The organism is Mesorhizobium sp. M0663 (assembly GCF_040320585.1).
GTDB lineage: Bacteria > Pseudomonadota > Alphaproteobacteria > Rhizobiales > Rhizobiaceae > Mesorhizobium.
Genome location: NZ_JAMYPX010000015.1, coordinates 39,906 through 57,844, shown reverse-complemented (window position 1 = coordinate 57,844; position 17,939 = coordinate 39,906). Strand labels below are relative to the sequence as shown.

The following is a 17,939-nucleotide window of genomic DNA, read 5'->3' as shown; positions in this document are numbered from 1 at the left end:
GGACGCTGCACGCAGACCAAAGCGTCAACGCCCCTGCCAGTTCTTTCCTATTGCACGACGCCAGCGGGCAATCTCTGAGCCTCGAGCAACGCCGACCGTCCTTTTCGCCAGGTGCCAGGTGGAATGCCGACGAACTTTTTGAAGGCGCGATTGAAGGCGGCTTCCGACTCGTAGCCGACCTCGGCACCCGCTTGCGCGATGCTCATTTCGGGCCGTTCGAGCAAGCGTCCTGCCAGTTGCAGACGCCAGCGAGCAAGATAGTGCATGGGCGAGACCTCGACATAGTGGGTAAAGCGGCTCGCAAACGCCGTGCGCGAGAGCCCTACTTCGCGGGCGAGCCGGTCCAATGTCCATTCCTCCCTGGGGCGAGCGTGGATGAGCCGGAGCGCCTCGCCGACATGTGGATCCCGTAGGCCTGACAGCCAGCCGCGCGAATCGTCGGGGAGGGTCTCGAGATGGCGGCGGATGATCTCGACAAACATCAGCTCGCTCAGCTTGGCGAGTATCGTTTCACAGCCCGCCCGCCCACTGCCACCTTCGGCCAGCGCCAGCCGAAAAAGGTCGATAACCCAACTGCTTCCATCGGCGGGCTTGCGGGCACACAGGATGGCCGGCAATGCGGCCAGGAGAGGATTGAAGGGACGTGCATCGCAGCCAAGATACCCGCAAATGAACCGGGTCCGCTCGTCTCCTCCGCCACCATGGATCACCGCGAACGGCAGGCTCTCGTCTATCGGCCGATAATACATCGCCATATTGGGTTCGCCCCGCGCCCCCGGCGAGGAGCTCAACACGTTCGGAACACCACCGGGGAAGACAACGACATCACCGGCGTTCACGAGCACCGGCGGCACCGAATCGTCTCCCAGCGCGGCCCAGCACGAGCCCGACATCACGGCATGAAAAGAAATGATGTGCTCTGCCTCCGGCATGACGGCGGCGGCAATGTCGGCCGTGCCCGGCGACTCGCCAACCCAGGGAGAGCTGGCGTCGACGTCGAAATAGATCGCACCGGTGAGGCGAACGGCTCGGAGCACATCGGAAAGGACATCCATGCACTGCACCTCCGGAAACGATCGGCTACTCCCTTTGACAACGAGTTTTTCGGTCAGGCATCGAACTATCCGGCAATATGGCCGCCCGGGCAACCATCCATCTGGTCTAATCCTACTCTGAACGATCGGGCAACAGAAATGGACGATGTGACATTTGCGGGAACAGCGGACGAGACTAGCGTTTCATCGACCGGCCGACAGGTCCAATAATAGGGAGGAATGTCATGAACGATGAAGACATCACCAAATTCGCAGCAAGCCTGCGAGGCGAAGTCATCCACGCCGGCGACGCCCGCTATGACGAGGCCCGCAAGCTCTACAACGGCATGATCGACAAGCGGCCGCTGATCATCGCCCGCTGTGTCGACGTCGCCGACGTAATCACAGCGGTGAATTTCGGCCGCGACAACAATTTGCTGGTTGCGGTACGTGGCGGCGGCCATAACGGACCAGGATTGGGGAGCTGCGACGACGGTCTGGTGATCGACCTGTCGGCGATGAACGGCGTGCGCGTCGATCCGGATGCCCGCACGGCGCGGGTAGGCCCGGGCTGTACTCAGGGCGACCTCGACCATGCCACCCATGCCTTTGGCCTGGCCGTACCGGCGGGCATCATCTCGACCACCGGGGTCGCCGGACTGACGCTGAGCGGCGGCCATGGCTATCTGACGCGCAAATATGGCCTGACCATCGATAATCTGATCGAGGCCGATGTCGTGCTTGCCGATGGAAGCTTCGTCACCGCCAGCAAGGAGCGGAACCCCAACCTGTTCTGGGCGCTTCGCGGCGGCGGCGGCAATTTCGGCATCGTCACCAGCTTTGTGTTCAAGCTCCACCAGGTCAGCATGGTCTTTGCGGGGCCGATCGCATGGGATCAGCGCCACGCCCGCACCATCATGCAGCATTATCGCGAGTTCCTGCCGAACGCGCCCGAAGAACTCGGGATCTTTCTCGGGCTCAAGACCGTCCTCTCGAGCGCACCCTTCCCGGAAGAGTTTTGGGGAAAGCGGATGTGTCTGCTGATGTGCTGCTACAACGGCCCGGAGGAAAAGGGCAGAGAGGCGCTGGCCCCGCTGCTCGATGCGCTGCCCGCGCCCTGGTTCAACTGGATGGGAACGATGCCCTATCCCGCGGTGCAGAGCATGTTCGATGGGCTCTACCCGAAGGGAATGCAGTGGTACTGGCGGGGCGATTTCGTCAAGACGCTGTCCGACGAGGCGATCGACGCCCATCTCGCGCAGGCGGCGAAGACGCCGAGCGAGCTATCGCTCATGCACCTCTACCCGATCGATGGTGCGGTCCATCGCGTCGGCAAAGACGAGACACCCTGGAATTACCGTGATGCGACCTGGTCGATGGTCATCGCCGGGATCGATCCGGACCCACAGAAAGCGGGGCCGGTGACGCGCTGGACCAAGGCCTACTGGGAGGCCGTGCATCCGTTCGATCTGGGCGGCGCCTACCTGAACTTCATGATGGATGACGAGGGCGATGCAAGGCTCAAGGCGGCTTATGGCGACAACTATGAGCGCCTGGCTACGCTGAAGAAGAAATACGACCCAAACAACCTCTTCCGGGTGAACCAGAACATTCGACCGGCTGCTTGACGGCGGTGGCGGCCGGCCAGATCAGCCTCCGCACTGAAGCGCGTCGCGCTGAAATGGGTTCAGTCGACGCGCTTAAGCCCGCTGGGTATTTCGTCGAATCCAGTCAAGCTGTTGTACATGACAGTTCGGATGCTGATCCGCGCTGGTGTACTCGGCCCTTGAGAATCCTTCAGCCTTCGGCAACATGGCGGCAAGGCTGAGAGCATGAGGATGAGCAAGGTCATTTCCGCCGCATCACGGCGTTCGCCGCGCAAGACACCGATGGCGCTGACCGAGGCGCTGGTCGCCCGCACCTTGCGTGCGGTCGAGGATGCCGGGCCGACGCCGGGCATGGTCTACATGACCGATGCCGATTACGCGCGCATTCGCGACGAGGTGCTGGCCGGCGCGCCGGGCGGGCCGGTGAAGCTGTTCGCCTATGGCTCGCTGCTGTGGAAGCCGGCCGGCGAGGTCAGGGGTGGCGAACGGGCCGTGGCGACGGGCTGGCATCGTTCGTTCTGTTTTACGGTGCAGCGCTTCAGGGGCACCATCGAGCAGCCCGGCCTGATGATGGCCCTCGACCGCGGCGGCCAGTGTCAGGGCATGGTATTCGAGATCGCCGAGCCAGTGGGGGCCAATCTCGAAACGTTGCTGCGACGTGAGATGACCATCCTGCCGGCCGTCAACGTGCCGCGCTGGCTGCAGGTCAGGACGGGCGACGGCACGGGCCAAGCGCTTGGTTTCGTTGTCGATCCCGCCAATCCGCGCTATGCCGGCAAGCTCGAAAAGCGAGCGATAGCGGCGACCCTGGCCACGGCCGTCGGCCATTGGGGTTCGGGCGCCGAATATCTGTTCGAGACCATTCGCCATCTCGACGCCTGCGGCATCCGCGACCGCAATCTCTGGCAGTTGCAGGAACTTGTGGCCGAGGAGATCGGTCGGGCGCTGCGATCGGGCTTCATTCGTCCCTGAGCCAGACCAGCATCTCGCCGGGGTCGCGGTTGTCCCAGGCGAAATACGGCACGGCGGTGATTTTCGCGTCCTCGACCGCCGGCGGTTCGGTGCGGTAGAGCCCCTCTTCCCAGTTTTCGAAAGCCTCCTTTTTGGCAATCGCCGAAAGTGTCACGACGCCGCCCAGAAGGTTCGGCTGCTGATGCGCCGCGATGTCGGCCGTTCGCGGCAGAGCGATGCGGTGCAGCTGGCTGGAATTGTCGGTCTCCTCGACGCAATAGATCAGCGGGCCGCGCGTCAGTGCGACACGGCCGATATCCTGCCGCACCTGGGGATTGGCGTAGAGGCGGTCGACGGCCATTTCGAGGTCGAGCTCGACGCGGTCGCCCTTGCGCCATTCGCGGCGGATCGCGGCATAGCCGTCGCTGGTGATGGCAGCCAGATCGACATCGGCGCCGTTGACCTTGAGCGCTGCCTTGCGGCACCAGGCCGGCAGGCGCAGGTGCAAGGTGAACTCGGTCGGAGCTTCCGGTTCGACAGAGATCGAGACCGCGCCGTCCCAGGGATAATTGCTCGTTTGGGTGAGCTCTATCTGCGTCCCAGAAATATCGAAACGAGCCGTGCCGTTTCCATAGAGGTGGACGGCAAGTGCTGTGTCCGACAGGCCATAGAAATAGCTGCCGATCGAGGCGACCATGCGCCCGACATTGGGCGGGCAGCACGGGCAGCGATGCCATTTCCAGCGGTGGTGGGCACCGCGGCTCTCCAGCGGATTTTCATAGAAGAACAGCGAGCCGTCGAGCGACAGGCCGGAGATCGAGCCGTTGTAGAGCGCCCGCTCCATGATATCGGCGTAGCGCGCATTGGGACCCATGCCGAGCATGCGGCTTGCCCAGAACACCAGGCCGACCGAAGCACAGGTTTCGGCATAGGCGGTGTCGTTGGGCAGGTCGTAATCGGCGGTGAAACCCTCATTGTGCGATGACGGCCCGAGGCCGCCGGTGACGTAGAGATTCTTGGTCATGAGGTCGTCCCACAGCCGGTCGAGCGCCACCCGCAGCGTGTCGTCGCCATATTCGGTGGCGATGTCGGCCATGCCCGAATAGAGATACATCGCCCGCACCGCATGGCCGACGACCTTGTCCTGCTCGCGTACGGGCTTGTGCGACTGGTTGTATTCGTAAGTCTTGAAATGGTAGGCCTTGGGGTCGGCGCCGCGTGCTCGCGCCTCCTCGTCGAAATAATGCGGCTGCTGGCCGCGCTGATCGATGAAATATTTGGCAAGCTCCATGTATTTGCGCTCGCCCGTCACCCGTGCCAGCTTGACCAGCGCCAGCTCGATCTCCTCATGGCCGCAATAGCCCTTCTTCTTGCCGGGCTCGGGACTGAACGTCTCGGCAATATGATCGACATAGCGGCACATGATGTCGAGCAGCTTGCGTTTTCCCGTGGCCTGGTAATAGGCGACCGCGCCTTCGATCAGGTGGCCGGCGCAATAGAGCTCGTGGCAGTCGCGCAGATTGGTCCAGCGCAGGCCCGGCTGGATGCGCTGGTACCAGCTCGACAGATAGCCGTCGGGCTGCTGCAGCTTGCCATACATGTCGATGACGGCATCGATCTTCTTCTCCAGCTCGTCGTTGCGGCGGCGGTAGAGCGAATAGGCGGCGGTCTCGATGGTCTTGCCCCAATCCGAGTCCCAGAACATCTGCGTCGTCACCGTCGAGCCGGTGAACTCGTTGCCGGCGGTGGCTGCCTCGTCCGGCGAGGGTGAGTGGAACGGAATGACGACGCCGGGCGACGGCCGGTCCGGGTCGATCTGCTCGAGCATGCGCGCTTCGACACAGCGGTCGTAGAGGATGCCGGCGGTCTTTGCGGCGACGGCATCGACGCGGTCGCCCCAGAAGCCGCGCACATCGACCTGCGGCACCGGCAGCGGGCGGAAGGCGAGTTTCGGCTTGGCGCCCTGACTGGCGGATTGCGATGCGGTCATCAATTTACTCCGGTTCGGTTCGGTTGGTCACTTCACGGCCCCTGCCATCAGGCCGCGGATGTAGAAGCGCTGCAGCAAAAGGAAGAGCACCAGGCACGGCACCATCATCACGGTGACGCCGGCCTGCACGGCGCCCCAGTCGATGGCGCCGAAGCGGCCGGACTGCAGTGCGGTCATCATGATCGGCAGCGTGAATTTCGACTGGTCCGTCATCAGCACCAGCGCCGCCAAAAACTCGTTCCAGGCGCCGAGGAAGGCAAACAGCGCGATGGTGACGATGCCCGGCCAGACCAGCGGCAGCATCACCCTCAAGAGCATGGTGACATTGTTGGCGCCGTCCATGCGCGCGGCCTCCTCGATCTCGCGCGGCACCGCGTCGAAGGCGTTGCGCATCATGAAGATCGAGAACGGCAGCTGCAGCGTGACGTAGACGCAGACCAGCCCGGTCAGCGTGTTGTGCAGGCCGATCTTGGTCAGCACCAGGAAGATCGGCGTCAGGATCGACTGGAACGGGATCATGATCGTCGACAGGATGACGACGAACAGCAGGTTCTTCAGCGGAAAGCGGAAGCGCGAGAAACCGTAGCCGGCGAGCACGCTGACGATCACCGACAGCACCACCGTCATCACCGAGACGTAGATGCTGTTTTGCGCCGGCAGCCACAGGCCGTCGCCGAAGGTGTTGAGCGTGGCGTAGTTCTCGAGCGAGATGCCGCTGGTCGGCCACGGCGGCAGCGGCGGCTGGCGCGCTTCCTGCGCCGGCTTGAAGGCCGAAAGCACCGTCCAGGCGATCGGCGCCAGGAACAGTATCGACGCGATGATGCCGGTCGAGTGCTCGGCAATCTGCATGCCGATGCGGCGTTTGCGGCTCCTTGCCTGCGCCATCAGTCGACCCCTTCCGGATTGCGCAGCAGCCGCAGCTGGATCAGGCTGAGCGCCACCAGGATGACCAGCAGGACCATCGAAAGTGCTGCGCCATAGCCGAGCTTGAACGACACGAAGGACTGGTTGAAGATCCAGTAGACGGCGGTCAGCGTCTGGTTGCGCGGGCCGCCGCGCAGGATGATGTAGAACTGGTCGAAGGCGAGGATCGAGCCGGCAACCGACAGGATCAGCGCCAACGCCAGCGTGCGGCGCATCAAGGGCAAGGTAATCGCCCGGAACCGCGCGAATGGCCCTGCCCCGTCGATCATCGCCGCCTCCTGCAGGTCCGGCGGGATCGACTGCAGGCCGGTCATCAGGATGATCATGGTGAAGCCCGCCACCTTCCACACCACCATGGCGATGATCGACCAGAAGGCCGGCTGGAAGGTCGCCAGCAGGTTGAATTTCTTCTCGGTCAGGCCGAGCTCGAAAGCGGCCGGGCTGAACAGGCCGGAATCGACATTGAGCAGCCATGACCACAAAAGGCTGGCCGAGGCGAAACCGATGACCGCCGGCATGAAGAAGGACGTCCGGTAGAAGCCGGTCAGCTGCCGCGGCCTTTCGATGAACAGCGCCAGCGGAAAGGCGACGGCGAAGATCGCGATCGTCACCACCACCGTGTAGTAGCCGGTGAACTTCAGCGCGTTCCAGAAGCGGGTGTCGCGCAGGATCGCCCAGTAATTGTCGAGGCCGATAAAGCTATGCGCGCCCATCAGCGGCCAGTTGTGCAGCGACATCCAGGCGGTCATGCAAAGCGGCACGATGAAGAAGACGACGACCAGGGCGACGGCCGGCGCGACATAGAGCAGGCCGATCCACTGCCGGCGGCCGGCGCCGACCAGTTTGTACGCGCGCGCTGGCGCGGAGATTGCTGTGATGGTGGTCATGCCGTGGTCTTCCGTTAGCGCTACGTCCCCCTCCCCCTTGAGGGGAGGGTCCGGTCGAAGGCCGGGGGTGGGGTCCTCCGCGAAGCGCGCCGACATCAAAAGAGCGTCGAGCACTGCCGCGATGACCCCACCCGGACCTGCGGTCCGACCTCCCCTCAAGGGGGAGGTTAAGGGGCTGCGGGGGTGGGGTCTTGTGCGAAGTGCGCCGACAGAAACGTCGAGCACTGCCGCAACGACCCCACCCGGACCTTCGGTCCGACCTCCCCTCGAGGGGGAGGTGGCGCTTTACTTCTGCGGCGCCGAATCGATGATCGACTGCATCGTCTCCTGCGCGTTGGCGATGGCGCCGTCGACGTCTTCGCCGAAGAAGACCTCGTTCATCATCTGGTTCCACGGACCGTTGGCCGAGTTGATTAGGTCGTTGAACACCACCGAATAGGGCGTGCGGCCCTTGGCCATGGCTTCAGCGGCGACCTTGTAGCGCGGGTCGAGGTCTTTCAGCGCCTCATTGGCGATGTCGCCGCGCACCGGCAGGCTGCCGTATTTCGCCAGAATGGTCTGGCCCTCGAGCGAATAGGCGAAATCGAGGAACTCCTTCACCACCGCGACCTTGGTGGTGCCCTTGGTGACGACGAAATTGTCGCCGCCGGCAAACGACGACCAGCTGCCATCCTTGCCGGGAAGGAAGGTGATGCCGTAGTCGATATCCGGGTATTGCGTGTTCAGCGCACCGATGGCGAAGGCGCCCGACGGCGAGATGCCGATATTGCCGGTGGCGAAGGCGGCAAAGAAGTTGGAGCCGGTGTCGGTCTGCGCGCCTGAAGGCACCAGGTCCTTCTTGACCATCGAACGGTAGAGGTCGATGGCGCCGCGCATCTGCGGCGTGTCCAGCGTCGCCTTGGAGCCGTCCTCGGTGAGGATGTCGCCGCCCGAGGCCCAGATCAGCGGCGTGAAGGTGAAGATGTTGCAGCCGCCGCAATTGCCGGAGAAGTAGAAGCCCTTGATGTCGCCGCCGAGCGCGTTGACCTTTTCGGCGTCGGCTTCGATCTCGGCCCAGTTGGTTGGGCCCTTTTCCGGGTCGAGGCCGGCCTGCTTGAACAGCTTCTTGTTCCAGATCAGCACTGAAGAGTCTGCCGAGAACGGCAGCCCGTAGATGCGGTCCTTATAGGTGCCGGTCTTGACATGCGCCGGCGACAGGCTGGCGAAATAGGGCAGCGATTTCGCCCAGTCGGTGATGTCCTCCAGCTGGCCGGCGGCGGCGAAGGACGGCGTGTAGATCAGGTCGAGCGACAGCGCGTCGGGTGCGGTGCCGCCGGCAGCCGCAGCGCCGTATTTCGGGATGATTTCGGCATTGGGGATGATGTCCAGCTTGATCTGGTTCTGATGCCCCTTGTTGAAGGCATCGACGACGCGCGGCATGAAGTTCGAGCCGTCGGCGCGAACCCAGATGTTGGCGGTGTCGGCGGCGGCCGAGCCGACTGTTGCCAGCGTGCCGAAAATGCTCGCGGCGATGGCGAGCCCGGTAATGGTGGTTCTCATGCTTCTCCTCCACATGGTTTTAATTTAGCGTCTTAATTTAGCCGCGCCCCCAAGCGGGTGACTATCGACACGGCCCGTTTCGTTCAGCCGTCCGGCGGACGGCCGCATGACTGACGCACCACCAGCCGGCACGGCAGTTTTCTGATGCCCGGCAAAGCGGGTTCGCCGCCGACGAGCGAAAGCAAGGCAAGGCCGGCCTCGCGGCCAAGTGCTGCAAGGTTCATGTCGACCGAGGTCAGCGGCGGCCGGGTTGCCTCGGCGACGATCTGCCAATTGTCGAAACCGATGACGCCGACCGCGTCCGGCACGCCGATACCGCGCTCGCGCAAGGCGTCGATGACGCCGCGCGCGATCTGGTCGTTGCCGCAAAACACCGCATCGGGCTTTTCGCGCGTGCCGTCGAACCCCTCGCCGTCGAACAGTTTTGCGACCGCCTCGTGGCCCCAGGCTTCCGACCACTGGCCGAGCAGCGGCTCCATGACCGGCAGGCCGTTCTCGGCCAGCACCTCGCGATAGGCCTCGGCGCGGGCATGCACCACGGCAAAGCTCGCGGGACCGCTGACATGGGCGATGCGCCGCCGCCCGAGGCGGCAAAAGTGCTCGACCCCCAGCCGCGCCCCGCCGGCATCGTCAGACACAAAAGCGATGGCGTTTGGATCGGGCTCGGTGAAGGCATAGATCGCCGGAATGCCCAGATTGGCAAGATCGACCGGCAGATGGCGGTCGATGCGCTTGCCGGTGGCGATGATGCCGTCGACGCGCTTGTCGAGCATGGCATCGACATGCAGCTGGGCAAGGCGCGGGTCGTCCTCGACATTGCACAGGAACACCGAGACCCCGGCATCGACCAGCGCATCGGAAACGCCGGCCATCAGCGGCAGCGAAAAGCGGCCATAGGTGTCGTTGGTCAAAAGCCCGACGGTAAAGGAGCGCCGCCGCAACAGGCTCTGCGCCAGGCTGTTCGGGCGAAAGCCAAGCCGCTGCGCCGTCTCGCGAATGCGGGTCCGCGTCTCAGCCGTCATCCGCCCCTGCCCGTTCAGCGCTTTTGAAGCCGTGGCGACGCTGACGCCGGCAAGGGCTGCCACCTCACGCAAGGTGACCGGCTGCTTGGCAGAAACAGGCGTTGGCTGCGCGTCGGACGCCATGATTTGGATATCGATCCTCCCATTTGAGAAAAGCTTTTCTCTTATGGTCCTGCGAGGTGCTGAATGGTGAGGTCAGCGGATGCGGGGCGATTTGGGAAAAGGTTTTCTCAACTGGGAGATTAGGGGAAGGTAGAGGGGATGGCAAGAGGGAGAACTTGGTTATGGGTATTCGAGATTTCCTGTTGAGTGCGGTATCCTACGACCACTTTGCGCCAAGGACGGTCATTGCCGAACCACTACTCAGACATCCCGTTTGGGGCCGTCTCCCGCTTGTCCGGTTTCAGGCACGGGAATTGGGAAAGCTGACATTCGGGCGAGCCGGTTAGCAGTCGCCCCAAAAGCGGACGTTCAAGGAACCAAATCGCGCGCCCTCAACTGCCCACTCGTTCCTGTGAGGGAGATTGGGACGAACCCGTCGTTCGCAGGCCTTTCAGGATGACGTTACGAAAATGCTGTCGGACAACAGCCGGTGCAGTCACAATTCTGCTCCTCCAGGTAGAGCGAACGTTCACTGCGGACTATGCCAGACTCCGGATTCTCAGCCATTCTAATCAGCGTCTGTATAGATTTATACGAATTTCATCCGAGAATAGCGCCTCCCTCCACGAGGAGATGATGTCTCGAGAGTCGAGCCACTTTACCAGTTCAATGTTTCCCTCCGTCTTCTTAATCCTCGGGGTGCTGTACCCGGTTTTGATGTCTGAGAACGGCTCGGGGAGCAATGCGAGGATTTCGCGTACATCCCCATCACCTAGGATGCTTTTGCATTTGTTGAACAACGAAATCTGAACGGAGATAGGCGCCGAGTTCACGACAATTGCGCGCGCAGATCCTGTATCGAGCACGCTCATGTCTGCCCCGGTCCGGTCTAGTATCGGCCCCACGGCACCCGCGCGAGACGGCAGGCTGGCGAGCAGGGTGAGATCCATTGACCGGACAATCGCCAGTTTATGGTCATCGCGGACATCGGAGGCGAGCAGCTTTTCGCGAAACTCGTCATCAACGGCGAACGTGCTTTCGTTGTCCAGATATTGCTCGATGTTTTTGGTCACGAACAAAACTTGGAGGTCGCTATTGGCCTCCAGGAACGACAGATTTGCGTGGGAGAACGTGACCTTTCCTTCTTCTATCACGATCTGCAACTTGCCGGCCCCGAGATTCTCCGGAAATTTGGAGAAATGCCTCGGCAAGCCTTGGACGTAAGTGCGGTACACGGCGTCTTGCAGAGCATCGTTTTCGATGAGGAAGCTGCGCAAGGTAGATGCCTTTTCATCATTGGGAATTGCATGCTGCGAGAGTACTGCCAGCGTCGGCTTCGTGTTCAGGTAGGCGGTGAGGCTGTTGGCGTCGAAGTTTCCGCTAGCAAGAAACGCAAGGCAGTTGTCCCAGGACGCTTCGACCTTCGCGAACTGGAAAAGCAGAGCGTGGAGACGCGTGGGCGCCTGTTCTAGCGAAGGAATGAGCGCCGATTGCTTCTCGAGGAAGGTGCTGAGGTCGCCTAGGTCGATCTCCTCGCGCGCGATAACGGAAAGGATAGCTGGAATGCTCTCCTGCGAATTCTCCTCAAGTTCCAAAATTATATCTTTAAGATAGTCTCCGAAGTTGCGCTCGATCCTGGAAATCAGCGCGGCATTCGCGGTCTTCAGGACAGTAGTGTAATGTTGTGTCCGCAAGTGATGCGGATCGCCCAAGCCCATGACGGCCCGGAATATGAACTCCACGTTGTCGATGGTAAGGCTATAGAGCCCCTCCTCGAAGAGGAAACGCGCAATCCCGGCAAAGCCCTCAATGGCGGGTAGGTCTGCTATCTCGATCCCAAGGTACTTCAGCCTGGCGGGCTCGAAATCAATCCCCAATGCCAGTATCTGCGGCAGATTGACCGAGACAAACCCGGAAATGTCTGGATACTTACCGGGTAGTGCTTCCAGGGCCCGCGCTGGTAAATGCGCGATGATTTGCGCTACATGCGACAGGTTCCTGGGCGTGCCGATAGCAGCAGGAACAAACCCTGCCCACGTCTCGACCAGCCCTGATACCAAGGCAGAAACCTTGGCGCCCGTCGCGTAGTAGGTCGTAAAGAACGCCTCGCATTTTTCGAAATCGGACTCGATAAATTCAAAAAGGTTCGCCGTCTGCAGAGTATATGCGGATGAATCGCTAAGCAGACAATCCACGATCTTTACATTGAGAACATAGCCCTGCCGAAAATCGTCATCGCGCATCGCTGCGATGACCTCATTAGGATTATCTATTTGGAAGCCCGGTTCTGGACTAACGAACCCACGTATCTGAATCAGGAATTTGTTGTCATTTGGCGAAAGTCGCCCTGAATGGAAAAGCGATGTATACTGGTAATAGGTGTCGTCAAGATACCCTTCGAATACCAAAAACCGAGCAAGTTCTCTGTTATCACCGAATGCCTCAAAAAGATCCTCCGCTGCCTTGGCGTTCAGCCGAATTATTTCGTTGAACTTGGCTATCCGTAGAACGGAGACCTTCGATCTCAAGTCGTTAATGTTTTTCGAGGCGGCGTTCTTAAACCCAACGGCCCGACGCTCAATCTCGCCCCTGCGCTGCTTATAAGTCCTAAGAGGATCGATTTCAGCCTGAAATCCAGCGATGTTGAGCCTCTGCGGATAGGTTTGATGTAATCTATAAGTGACCTGCGGTGCTTCGATAATTTGCTCCAATGAATCGTGCTTCGCGAGGGAAGAAAGTTCTATAAGATTTTGCTCGTTGACGCCGATGTGAGACACCGAAGTTGGAAGTTTCTCGATTAGAGCCATCGCATAGATTCTGCGCAGTTCTTGTAGATCGGAAGGGACCTGCCTGTCGGCATTATCGACTTGCTCTTCGAGGCTAGATATCTTAGCCCTGTATTCTGCTTCACCGTCGGCGATAAATTCATGGTGACGGTCAAGGATCCGTGCGAGATCACCCTTGCCGCGATGCAGGTTCTCAAAATCCCTGGGAAATACGTTCTTGTAAATTAGGACCGCCAAGAGCTTGTTCGCATCCAGCACGTTCTCGCCACCGGTCTCCAGATTGGCGACATAGATCGCGTATTCGTTGAAGATATTCTGGATAAGCCTTAGGTCATTGAGATACCGCGAAACTTCACGCAGAAACTGCCGGTCAAGCCGGTTATCCAGTGAGAGCCTCTTTCCCTGCTCTAATACCTTATCGATCGAGTTCGAGCTGTTAATGATCGGTATGACAGGGATGATGAACTCGAAAAATTTGGTCCGGTCTGTATTCACAAACATGTCGTCACGAAGCGCGTAGAGGAAGCGGATGGTTCGTTTTACGCCCGAATTCTCATTTACGAGACTGTTGATCTCACGCAGGGTGACGAAAATCTCAGAGTTATTGAACCTGTCCAGATCCTCGATGACTACGAGATCATATTTCGTTGACTGGAAGAAATAGATAATCTCGTCCAAATGGCGGTTTAATATTGACTCCTGATTTACCGCTTCGGGAGTAATTTCGATGTCCTTCAGCGATATGCTCTTCAAGGAGACGCCGAAACTCGCGACGTAGAAATGGTGCAGGGCTAGCCAGAGGAACGAGACCCCTACGGCGAAGCAGGTGAGATTGAACCAGTTGCTGGCGGCCAGGGGGAGGAGGTACTCGCCATTGATAATCTTTTCGCGATTTTGCAGAAGGTTCCAGCATGCGAATAGACCAAAAATAATATATAATGATGTGAATATCGACCACCTGCTTGGAGATTGGATTCTCTTGAACCTTGAGAGGGGAAGCTTATTCGCGTCAGCGCCATAAAGCATTTGTTGAAGAATGCTTCTTTCTATCTCCTGTTTACTTACCTCGCCACCAGTGGCCGTGGCTTCGGGCAGGAATGCAGCAAGCGATATCTGCAGGATGGGGCGTTTGTATTTTTTCAGAAATGATTTGATGATACTGCTTTTTCCCGAACCATACGGGCCTGTCAGCGCAATATTCGAAACTCTAGGATTATTCGTCGCGTAGAGCAGCGCATCGGAATAGACCCCTGCCTCGTCCGCCTTATCGGTGGGAGCGAGGTCAATGAACTTCGATTGCCCGCCAGCCGACTCGTTCAATCGGCCGAGCCAACCTGGTATTCTAGTAAAGATTTTCCGCAAGTTATTCCAGAGTCGCATGAATTGAGGCCAAATGATTCATCGTACTAACACCTCTCCGAGTGCATCCAAAGTCGATAGGATACAGGCCACAGTCGCGGACGCAGAGACGCTTGACGCGGTTTCCACAGAACAATGCGTTGCCCTGGATTTTGGTATTGACTGCTCAAACCGATGGCACGTTACATACCAACTGGGTGAATGTCTGTTCTCGCTTGTGCGCAGTCGATTGAAGACATTCCAAATTGTCCCCAATTGCAGCCGTTCGACCGAGACCTCTCCGACGTCCGCGTTCGGGAAATTGACAAAGGGGCTGGAATGACCGAGTTTGGGCGCAAAGCTGTCGTGCACGGCTCGGTTTGCGAGAGTCTGCTTCGGGTCAAAAGCGGCCATCGTGGACAAACAAGCACCGGCCGTCCACATTGTTTCCGCTCGCCCACGCGCTTCTGCTGCCGGTTTGAGTTGGCGCAAAGCCTCAGATCGACGAAGGTCGACGCTCGTGTCTGACGTCGCCTTAAAACAACAATGCGCTGCTCTATTTTGTTTTTCACGGCGCGGTTCTCGGAAGCCCCGCTCGGCCCGGCTCCTGCCAGAAAGGAACCCGCCATGCCAAACCTCATCGTCACCGAATTCATCAGCGTCGATGGCATCGCCGAGATCGAGAAGCTGCCGAGCGTGACCTGGAACGATGAGATGCAAGAGTTCAAGGACGACGAGGTTGCCGACAGCGGCGCCATGCTTTTGGGGCGCACGACCTATCAGATTTTTGCCGGCTCGTGGCCCAAGGAGACCGGAGACTTCGCCGACCGGTTCAACGCGCTGCCGAAATATGTCGCCTCGACCAGCTTGACGCCGCGCGGATCCCTCCCGCGATTGATGCGATCGAGTTGGCAGCCACCTAGCGGAAGGCGGAAGGTTCTGATCCGCCCTTTCTTGCTACTGCCGTAGAAGACGTCTTGATTCAGCCACAAGCCCAAATTGCTGGATTTGGCAGCCCAGGAAGAATAGGCTTGGTTTTTGGTTCAAGCGATGGAACAGAGACTAGCCGCAATTCTGGCTGCCGATATGGCGGGCTACAGTCGGCTAATGGAGGCCGATGAATCCGGCACGCTCGCACGCCTTCGGACCCATCGCATAGAACTGGTCGATCCCGCCATCGCGAAGAACAAGGGCCGGATCATCAAGACCACCGGAGACGGCATGCTCGTTGAGTTCCAGAGCGTGACCGATGCCGTGAAATGCGCCGTGGAAATCCAACAGCGCATGAAAAGGCGCAATTCGGATGTGCCGCAAGAACGGCGTATCGAATTCAGGATCGGCATAAATCTCGGCGACATCATTTTCGACGATGAGGATATTTTCGGCGACGGCGTCAATATTGCCTCGCGCATCGAGCAACTCGCCGACGTCGGCGGTATCTGCGTGACCGCAGCGGTGGCGACCCAAATTGCCGACCGTCTCGAAATTGCCATGGAGGACCTGGGCGAGAAGACGTTGAAGAACATCAGCCGCCCGGTTCGCCTCTATCGCGTTGGGTTTGATAGTTCTGTCCTGCCAGAAGTCGAGGCCAAGCGATCCATCTCGAAACCTTCGATAGTGGTGCTGCCATTCACCAACATGAGTGGCGACCCCGAGCAGGAATTTTTCGCGGACGGACTGACCGAGGACATCATCACCGAACTGTCCCGCCACCATGAGCTGTTCGTCATCTCGCGCAATTCCAGCTTCGTCTACAAGAACCGCGCCGTGAATGTGCGCGAGGTGGCCGAGAAACTCACCGTCCAATACCTGGTGGAGGGAAGCGTCCGCAAGATCGGCGACAGGGTGCGCGTGACGGTTCAGCTTATCGACACGGCGAATGACGCTCATATTTGGGCAGACAAATATGACCGGAAGCTGGACGACATATTCGCGATTCAGGATGAGGTGACCGCGGCGATCGCAGCCACGCTGCCCGGTCGTGTCGAGGCGGCTCAGCGGGACCAGCTCGCGCGGGCGAAACCTGCAAACATGGCCGCGTATGAATGTGTGCTTGCTGCCAAGGTGCTGCATCACCGAAGCACGATTGCGGATAATGAACGCGCGCAAACCTTGATAGAAAGGGCCGTCGCGCTCGACCCCAATTATGCCCATGCCCATGCCTGGCGGGCCTGCATTCTTGGCCAGGCCTGGGTCCATAACTGGTGCGAAGACAGGGATGCCGTCTGGAACAACATTATGGCGGCGCTGGACAGGGCGCTGGCGCTGGACAACAACGATGCCGATGTCCACCGCATTCTCGCGGCAGTGAACGTGAACAACAATGAGCTGACCACTGCGCGCTACCATCAAGAGCGGGCGCTGGCCCTCAATCCCAATTACGACCTCGTGGTGGTGCAGCAAGGCGAGTTGTTGACGTGGCTGGGGAGGCCGGAAGAGGGAATTGAATGGATCCGCAAGGCAATGCAGTTGAACCCGCATCACCCTGAGAGGTTCTGGAGCCATCTGGGAAAGGCGCATTTCGCCGCGCGCCAGTATGGCGAGGCGATCGAAGCTTTCATGCATCTGTCAACCATGGACTCGGCTCAGCACGCTTTCGCCGCTGCCTGCTACGGCTGGCTCGGCGACGAAATCGCGGCCGCGGCGCATCTAGGCAAGATCAGAACGCTCGATCCCCAATTCGACCTCGATTCATTTATCGCCACCCTGCACTTTGCCCAGGAGTCTGATGTGCAGCACGTCCGCGAAGGACTGCTGAAAGCCGGTATTGCCAACCTGTAGGCAGCCTGTGACTCGCACGATCGGCGATAAGCTGTTGGACCTTAGTCACAGCGAAATAGCTACGGCTCTCTTCTACCTTGCTGGGCTCATAGTAGATGATCCAGTCGCCGACGCATGCTTCGACGTGGCGCAGATACTGGTCAGGAAACTGGCATTGCTCAGCGGGGCGGTCATTGTAGATCGACTCTGAACAGGGAAAGCCCTCCCCCTGAAAAAGCGCCGCGCTAGTTGACGGTGCAGTTCGCACAAGACCCGCACGGCCGTCCCGACAGAAGGAACCCGCCATGAGAAAACTCATCATCACCGAATTCATCAGCGTCGATGGCATTGCCGAGGTCGAGAAGCTCCCGAGCGTGGCGTGGAACGATGAGATGCAAAAGTTCAAGGACGACGAGCTTGCCGACAGTGGCGCCATGCTGCTGGGGCGCACGACCTATGAGATCTTTGCCGGCTCGTGGCCCAAGGAGACCGGAGACTTCGCCGACCGGTTCAACGCGCTGCCGAAATATGTCGCCTCGACCAGCTTGCAGGCGCTCGACTGGCAGCCGGCCGAGCTGCTGCAGGGCGCATTGCCGGAAGCGGTCAGAGGGCTGAAGCAAGGCAGCGGCGGCAACATCTATGTGCATGGCAGCCTCAGCGTCGCGCAGGAATTGCTGCGCCATGGCCTGGTCGACCGCATCAGGCTGCTCAGCTACCCCGGTGCCGTCGGCCAGGGCAAGCTGCTGTTCCCGCCTGGCGCGCAATTGCCGCTCGAGCTGATCTCGGCCACGCAATTCAGCAACGGCGTGGTGGCGCTGGAGTATGCGGCTGGAATGGGGTGATGAGCCAATCTCCCCCCTTGAGGGGGAGATGCCCGGCAGGGCAGAGGGGGGCGTCTCGCGTAATGCGCCAACCCCCACCGACGCAAGAGGCAGGCCGCGCCCGGTCGAACCGACCCCCTCTGGCCTGCCGGCCATCTCCCCCTCAAGGGGGGAGATC

General features: G+C 60.0%; 12 protein-coding genes and 1 pseudogene. 5 read left to right on the top strand and 8 right to left on the bottom strand.

The genetic code is table 11. From position 1 onward, the window contains the following. Positions 1-47: 47 nt before the first annotated feature. Positions 48-1,055 (bottom strand): AraC family transcriptional regulator, encoded by a 1,008-nt coding sequence (locus NKI54_RS23015; RefSeq protein ID WP_023674373.1) that lies wholly within the window; start codon positions 1,053-1,055, stop codon positions 48-50. Between the two features lie 224 nt (positions 1,056-1,279). Here NKI54_RS23015 and NKI54_RS23010 point away from each other — a divergent pair, with 224 nt between their 5' ends. Together NKI54_RS23010 and NKI54_RS23005 are read left to right on the top strand one after the other, a co-directional pair. Further along, positions 1,280-2,662, top strand: a complete 1,383-nt coding sequence (locus tag NKI54_RS23010; RefSeq protein ID WP_352569790.1) for an FAD-binding oxidoreductase — start codon at positions 1,280-1,282, stop codon at positions 2,660-2,662. Positions 2,663-2,872: 210 nt separating this feature from the next. Beyond that, positions 2,873-3,613: a gamma-glutamylcyclotransferase gene (locus NKI54_RS23005; protein WP_023674368.1), complete on the top strand. Its 741-nt coding sequence runs from the start codon at positions 2,873-2,875 to the stop codon at positions 3,611-3,613. Here the strand turns inward: NKI54_RS23005 and NKI54_RS23000 are convergent. The 6 genes from NKI54_RS23000 to NKI54_RS22975 all read right to left on the bottom strand — a co-directional run bounded on the left by NKI54_RS23000 (position 3,600) and on the right by NKI54_RS22975 (position 14,222). Next, complete coding sequence (locus tag NKI54_RS23000; protein WP_352692493.1) at positions 3,600-5,582, bottom strand: glycoside hydrolase family 127 protein; 1,983 nt, start codon at positions 5,580-5,582, stop codon at positions 3,600-3,602. The genes NKI54_RS23005 and NKI54_RS23000 overlap by 14 nt on opposite strands. A 27-nt stretch (positions 5,583-5,609) precedes the next feature. Then, positions 5,610-6,467, bottom strand: coding sequence for a carbohydrate ABC transporter permease (locus tag NKI54_RS22995; protein WP_254817449.1), 858 nt, complete (start codon positions 6,465-6,467; stop codon positions 5,610-5,612). Further along, a complete protein-coding gene (locus tag NKI54_RS22990) occupies positions 6,467-7,393 on the bottom strand; it encodes a carbohydrate ABC transporter permease (protein WP_023674365.1) in 927 nt (308 codons plus the stop codon). Before NKI54_RS22990 ends, NKI54_RS22995 begins: the two co-directional genes overlap by 1 nt. A 285-nt stretch (positions 7,394-7,678) precedes the next feature. Beyond that, positions 7,679-8,932, bottom strand: a complete 1,254-nt coding sequence (locus tag NKI54_RS22985) for an ABC transporter substrate-binding protein (RefSeq protein ID WP_352692492.1) — start codon at positions 8,930-8,932, stop codon at positions 7,679-7,681. 83 nt (positions 8,933-9,015) lie between these two features. Further along, the gene (locus tag NKI54_RS22980) at positions 9,016-10,077 is read right to left on the bottom strand and encodes a LacI family DNA-binding transcriptional regulator (RefSeq protein ID WP_352692491.1); all 1,062 of its coding nucleotides are present in this window, start codon (positions 10,075-10,077) and stop codon (positions 9,016-9,018) included. Between the two features lie 551 nt (positions 10,078-10,628). Further along, the gene (locus NKI54_RS22975) at positions 10,629-14,222 is read right to left on the bottom strand and encodes a YobI family P-loop NTPase (protein WP_502898244.1); all 3,594 of its coding nucleotides are present in this window, start codon (positions 14,220-14,222) and stop codon (positions 10,629-10,631) included. 585 nt (positions 14,223-14,807) lie between these two features. On the opposite strand from NKI54_RS22975, the gene NKI54_RS22970 reads away from it, so the two are divergent. Both NKI54_RS22970 and NKI54_RS22965 read left to right on the top strand, forming a co-directional pair. Continuing rightward, positions 14,808-15,149 carry a dihydrofolate reductase family protein gene (locus tag NKI54_RS22970; RefSeq protein WP_352692489.1) on the top strand — a complete coding sequence of 114 codons (342 nt, stop codon included), beginning with the start codon at positions 14,808-14,810 and terminating at the stop codon, positions 15,147-15,149. Between the two features lie 81 nt (positions 15,150-15,230). Further along, the gene (locus tag NKI54_RS22965; protein WP_352692504.1) at positions 15,231-16,961 is read left to right on the top strand and encodes an adenylate/guanylate cyclase domain-containing protein; all 1,731 of its coding nucleotides are present in this window, start codon (positions 15,231-15,233) and stop codon (positions 16,959-16,961) included. A gap of 19 nt (positions 16,962-16,980) precedes the next feature. Here NKI54_RS22965 and NKI54_RS22960 read toward each other — a convergent pair. After that, positions 16,981-17,208: pseudogene (locus NKI54_RS22960) on the bottom strand (hypothetical protein); the annotation flags it as partial. 37 nt (positions 17,209-17,245) lie between these two features. On the opposite strand from NKI54_RS22960, the gene NKI54_RS22955 reads away from it, so the two are divergent. Then, positions 17,246-17,782, top strand: coding sequence for a dihydrofolate reductase family protein (locus NKI54_RS22955; protein ID WP_352593045.1), 537 nt, complete (start codon positions 17,246-17,248; stop codon positions 17,780-17,782). Positions 17,783-17,939 lie beyond the last annotated feature (157 nt).

What these genes read in the sequence shown, in the direction of transcription:
- NKI54_RS22970 (WP_352692489.1), top strand. Translation starts at nt 14,808, where the DNA reads ATGCCAAACCTCATCGTCACCGAATTCATCAGCGTCGATGGCATCGCC.
- NKI54_RS22985 (WP_352692492.1), bottom strand. Translation starts at nt 8,932, where the DNA reads ATGAGAACCACCATTACCGGGCTCGCCATCGCCGCGAGCATTTTCGGC.
- NKI54_RS23005 (WP_023674368.1), top strand. Translation starts at nt 2,873, where the DNA reads ATGAGCAAGGTCATTTCCGCCGCATCACGGCGTTCGCCGCGCAAGACA.
- NKI54_RS22990 (WP_023674365.1), bottom strand. Translation starts at nt 7,393, where the DNA reads ATGACCACCATCACAGCAATCTCCGCGCCAGCGCGCGCGTACAAACTG.
- NKI54_RS22965 (WP_352692504.1), top strand. Translation starts at nt 15,231, where the DNA reads ATGGAACAGAGACTAGCCGCAATTCTGGCTGCCGATATGGCGGGCTAC.
- NKI54_RS22975 (WP_502898244.1), bottom strand. Translation starts at nt 14,222, where the DNA reads ATGCGACTCTGGAATAACTTGCGGAAAATCTTTACTAGAATACCAGGT.
- NKI54_RS23010 (WP_352569790.1), top strand. Translation starts at nt 1,280, where the DNA reads ATGAACGATGAAGACATCACCAAATTCGCAGCAAGCCTGCGAGGCGAA.
- NKI54_RS22995 (WP_254817449.1), bottom strand. Translation starts at nt 6,467, where the DNA reads ATGGCGCAGGCAAGGAGCCGCAAACGCCGCATCGGCATGCAGATTGCC.
- NKI54_RS23015 (WP_023674373.1), bottom strand. Translation starts at nt 1,055, where the DNA reads ATGGATGTCCTTTCCGATGTGCTCCGAGCCGTTCGCCTCACCGGTGCG.
- NKI54_RS22955 (WP_352593045.1), top strand. Translation starts at nt 17,246, where the DNA reads ATGAGAAAACTCATCATCACCGAATTCATCAGCGTCGATGGCATTGCC.
- NKI54_RS23000 (WP_352692493.1), bottom strand. Translation starts at nt 5,582, where the DNA reads ATGACCGCATCGCAATCCGCCAGTCAGGGCGCCAAGCCGAAACTCGCC.
- NKI54_RS22980 (WP_352692491.1), bottom strand. Translation starts at nt 10,077, where the DNA reads ATGGCGTCCGACGCGCAGCCAACGCCTGTTTCTGCCAAGCAGCCGGTC.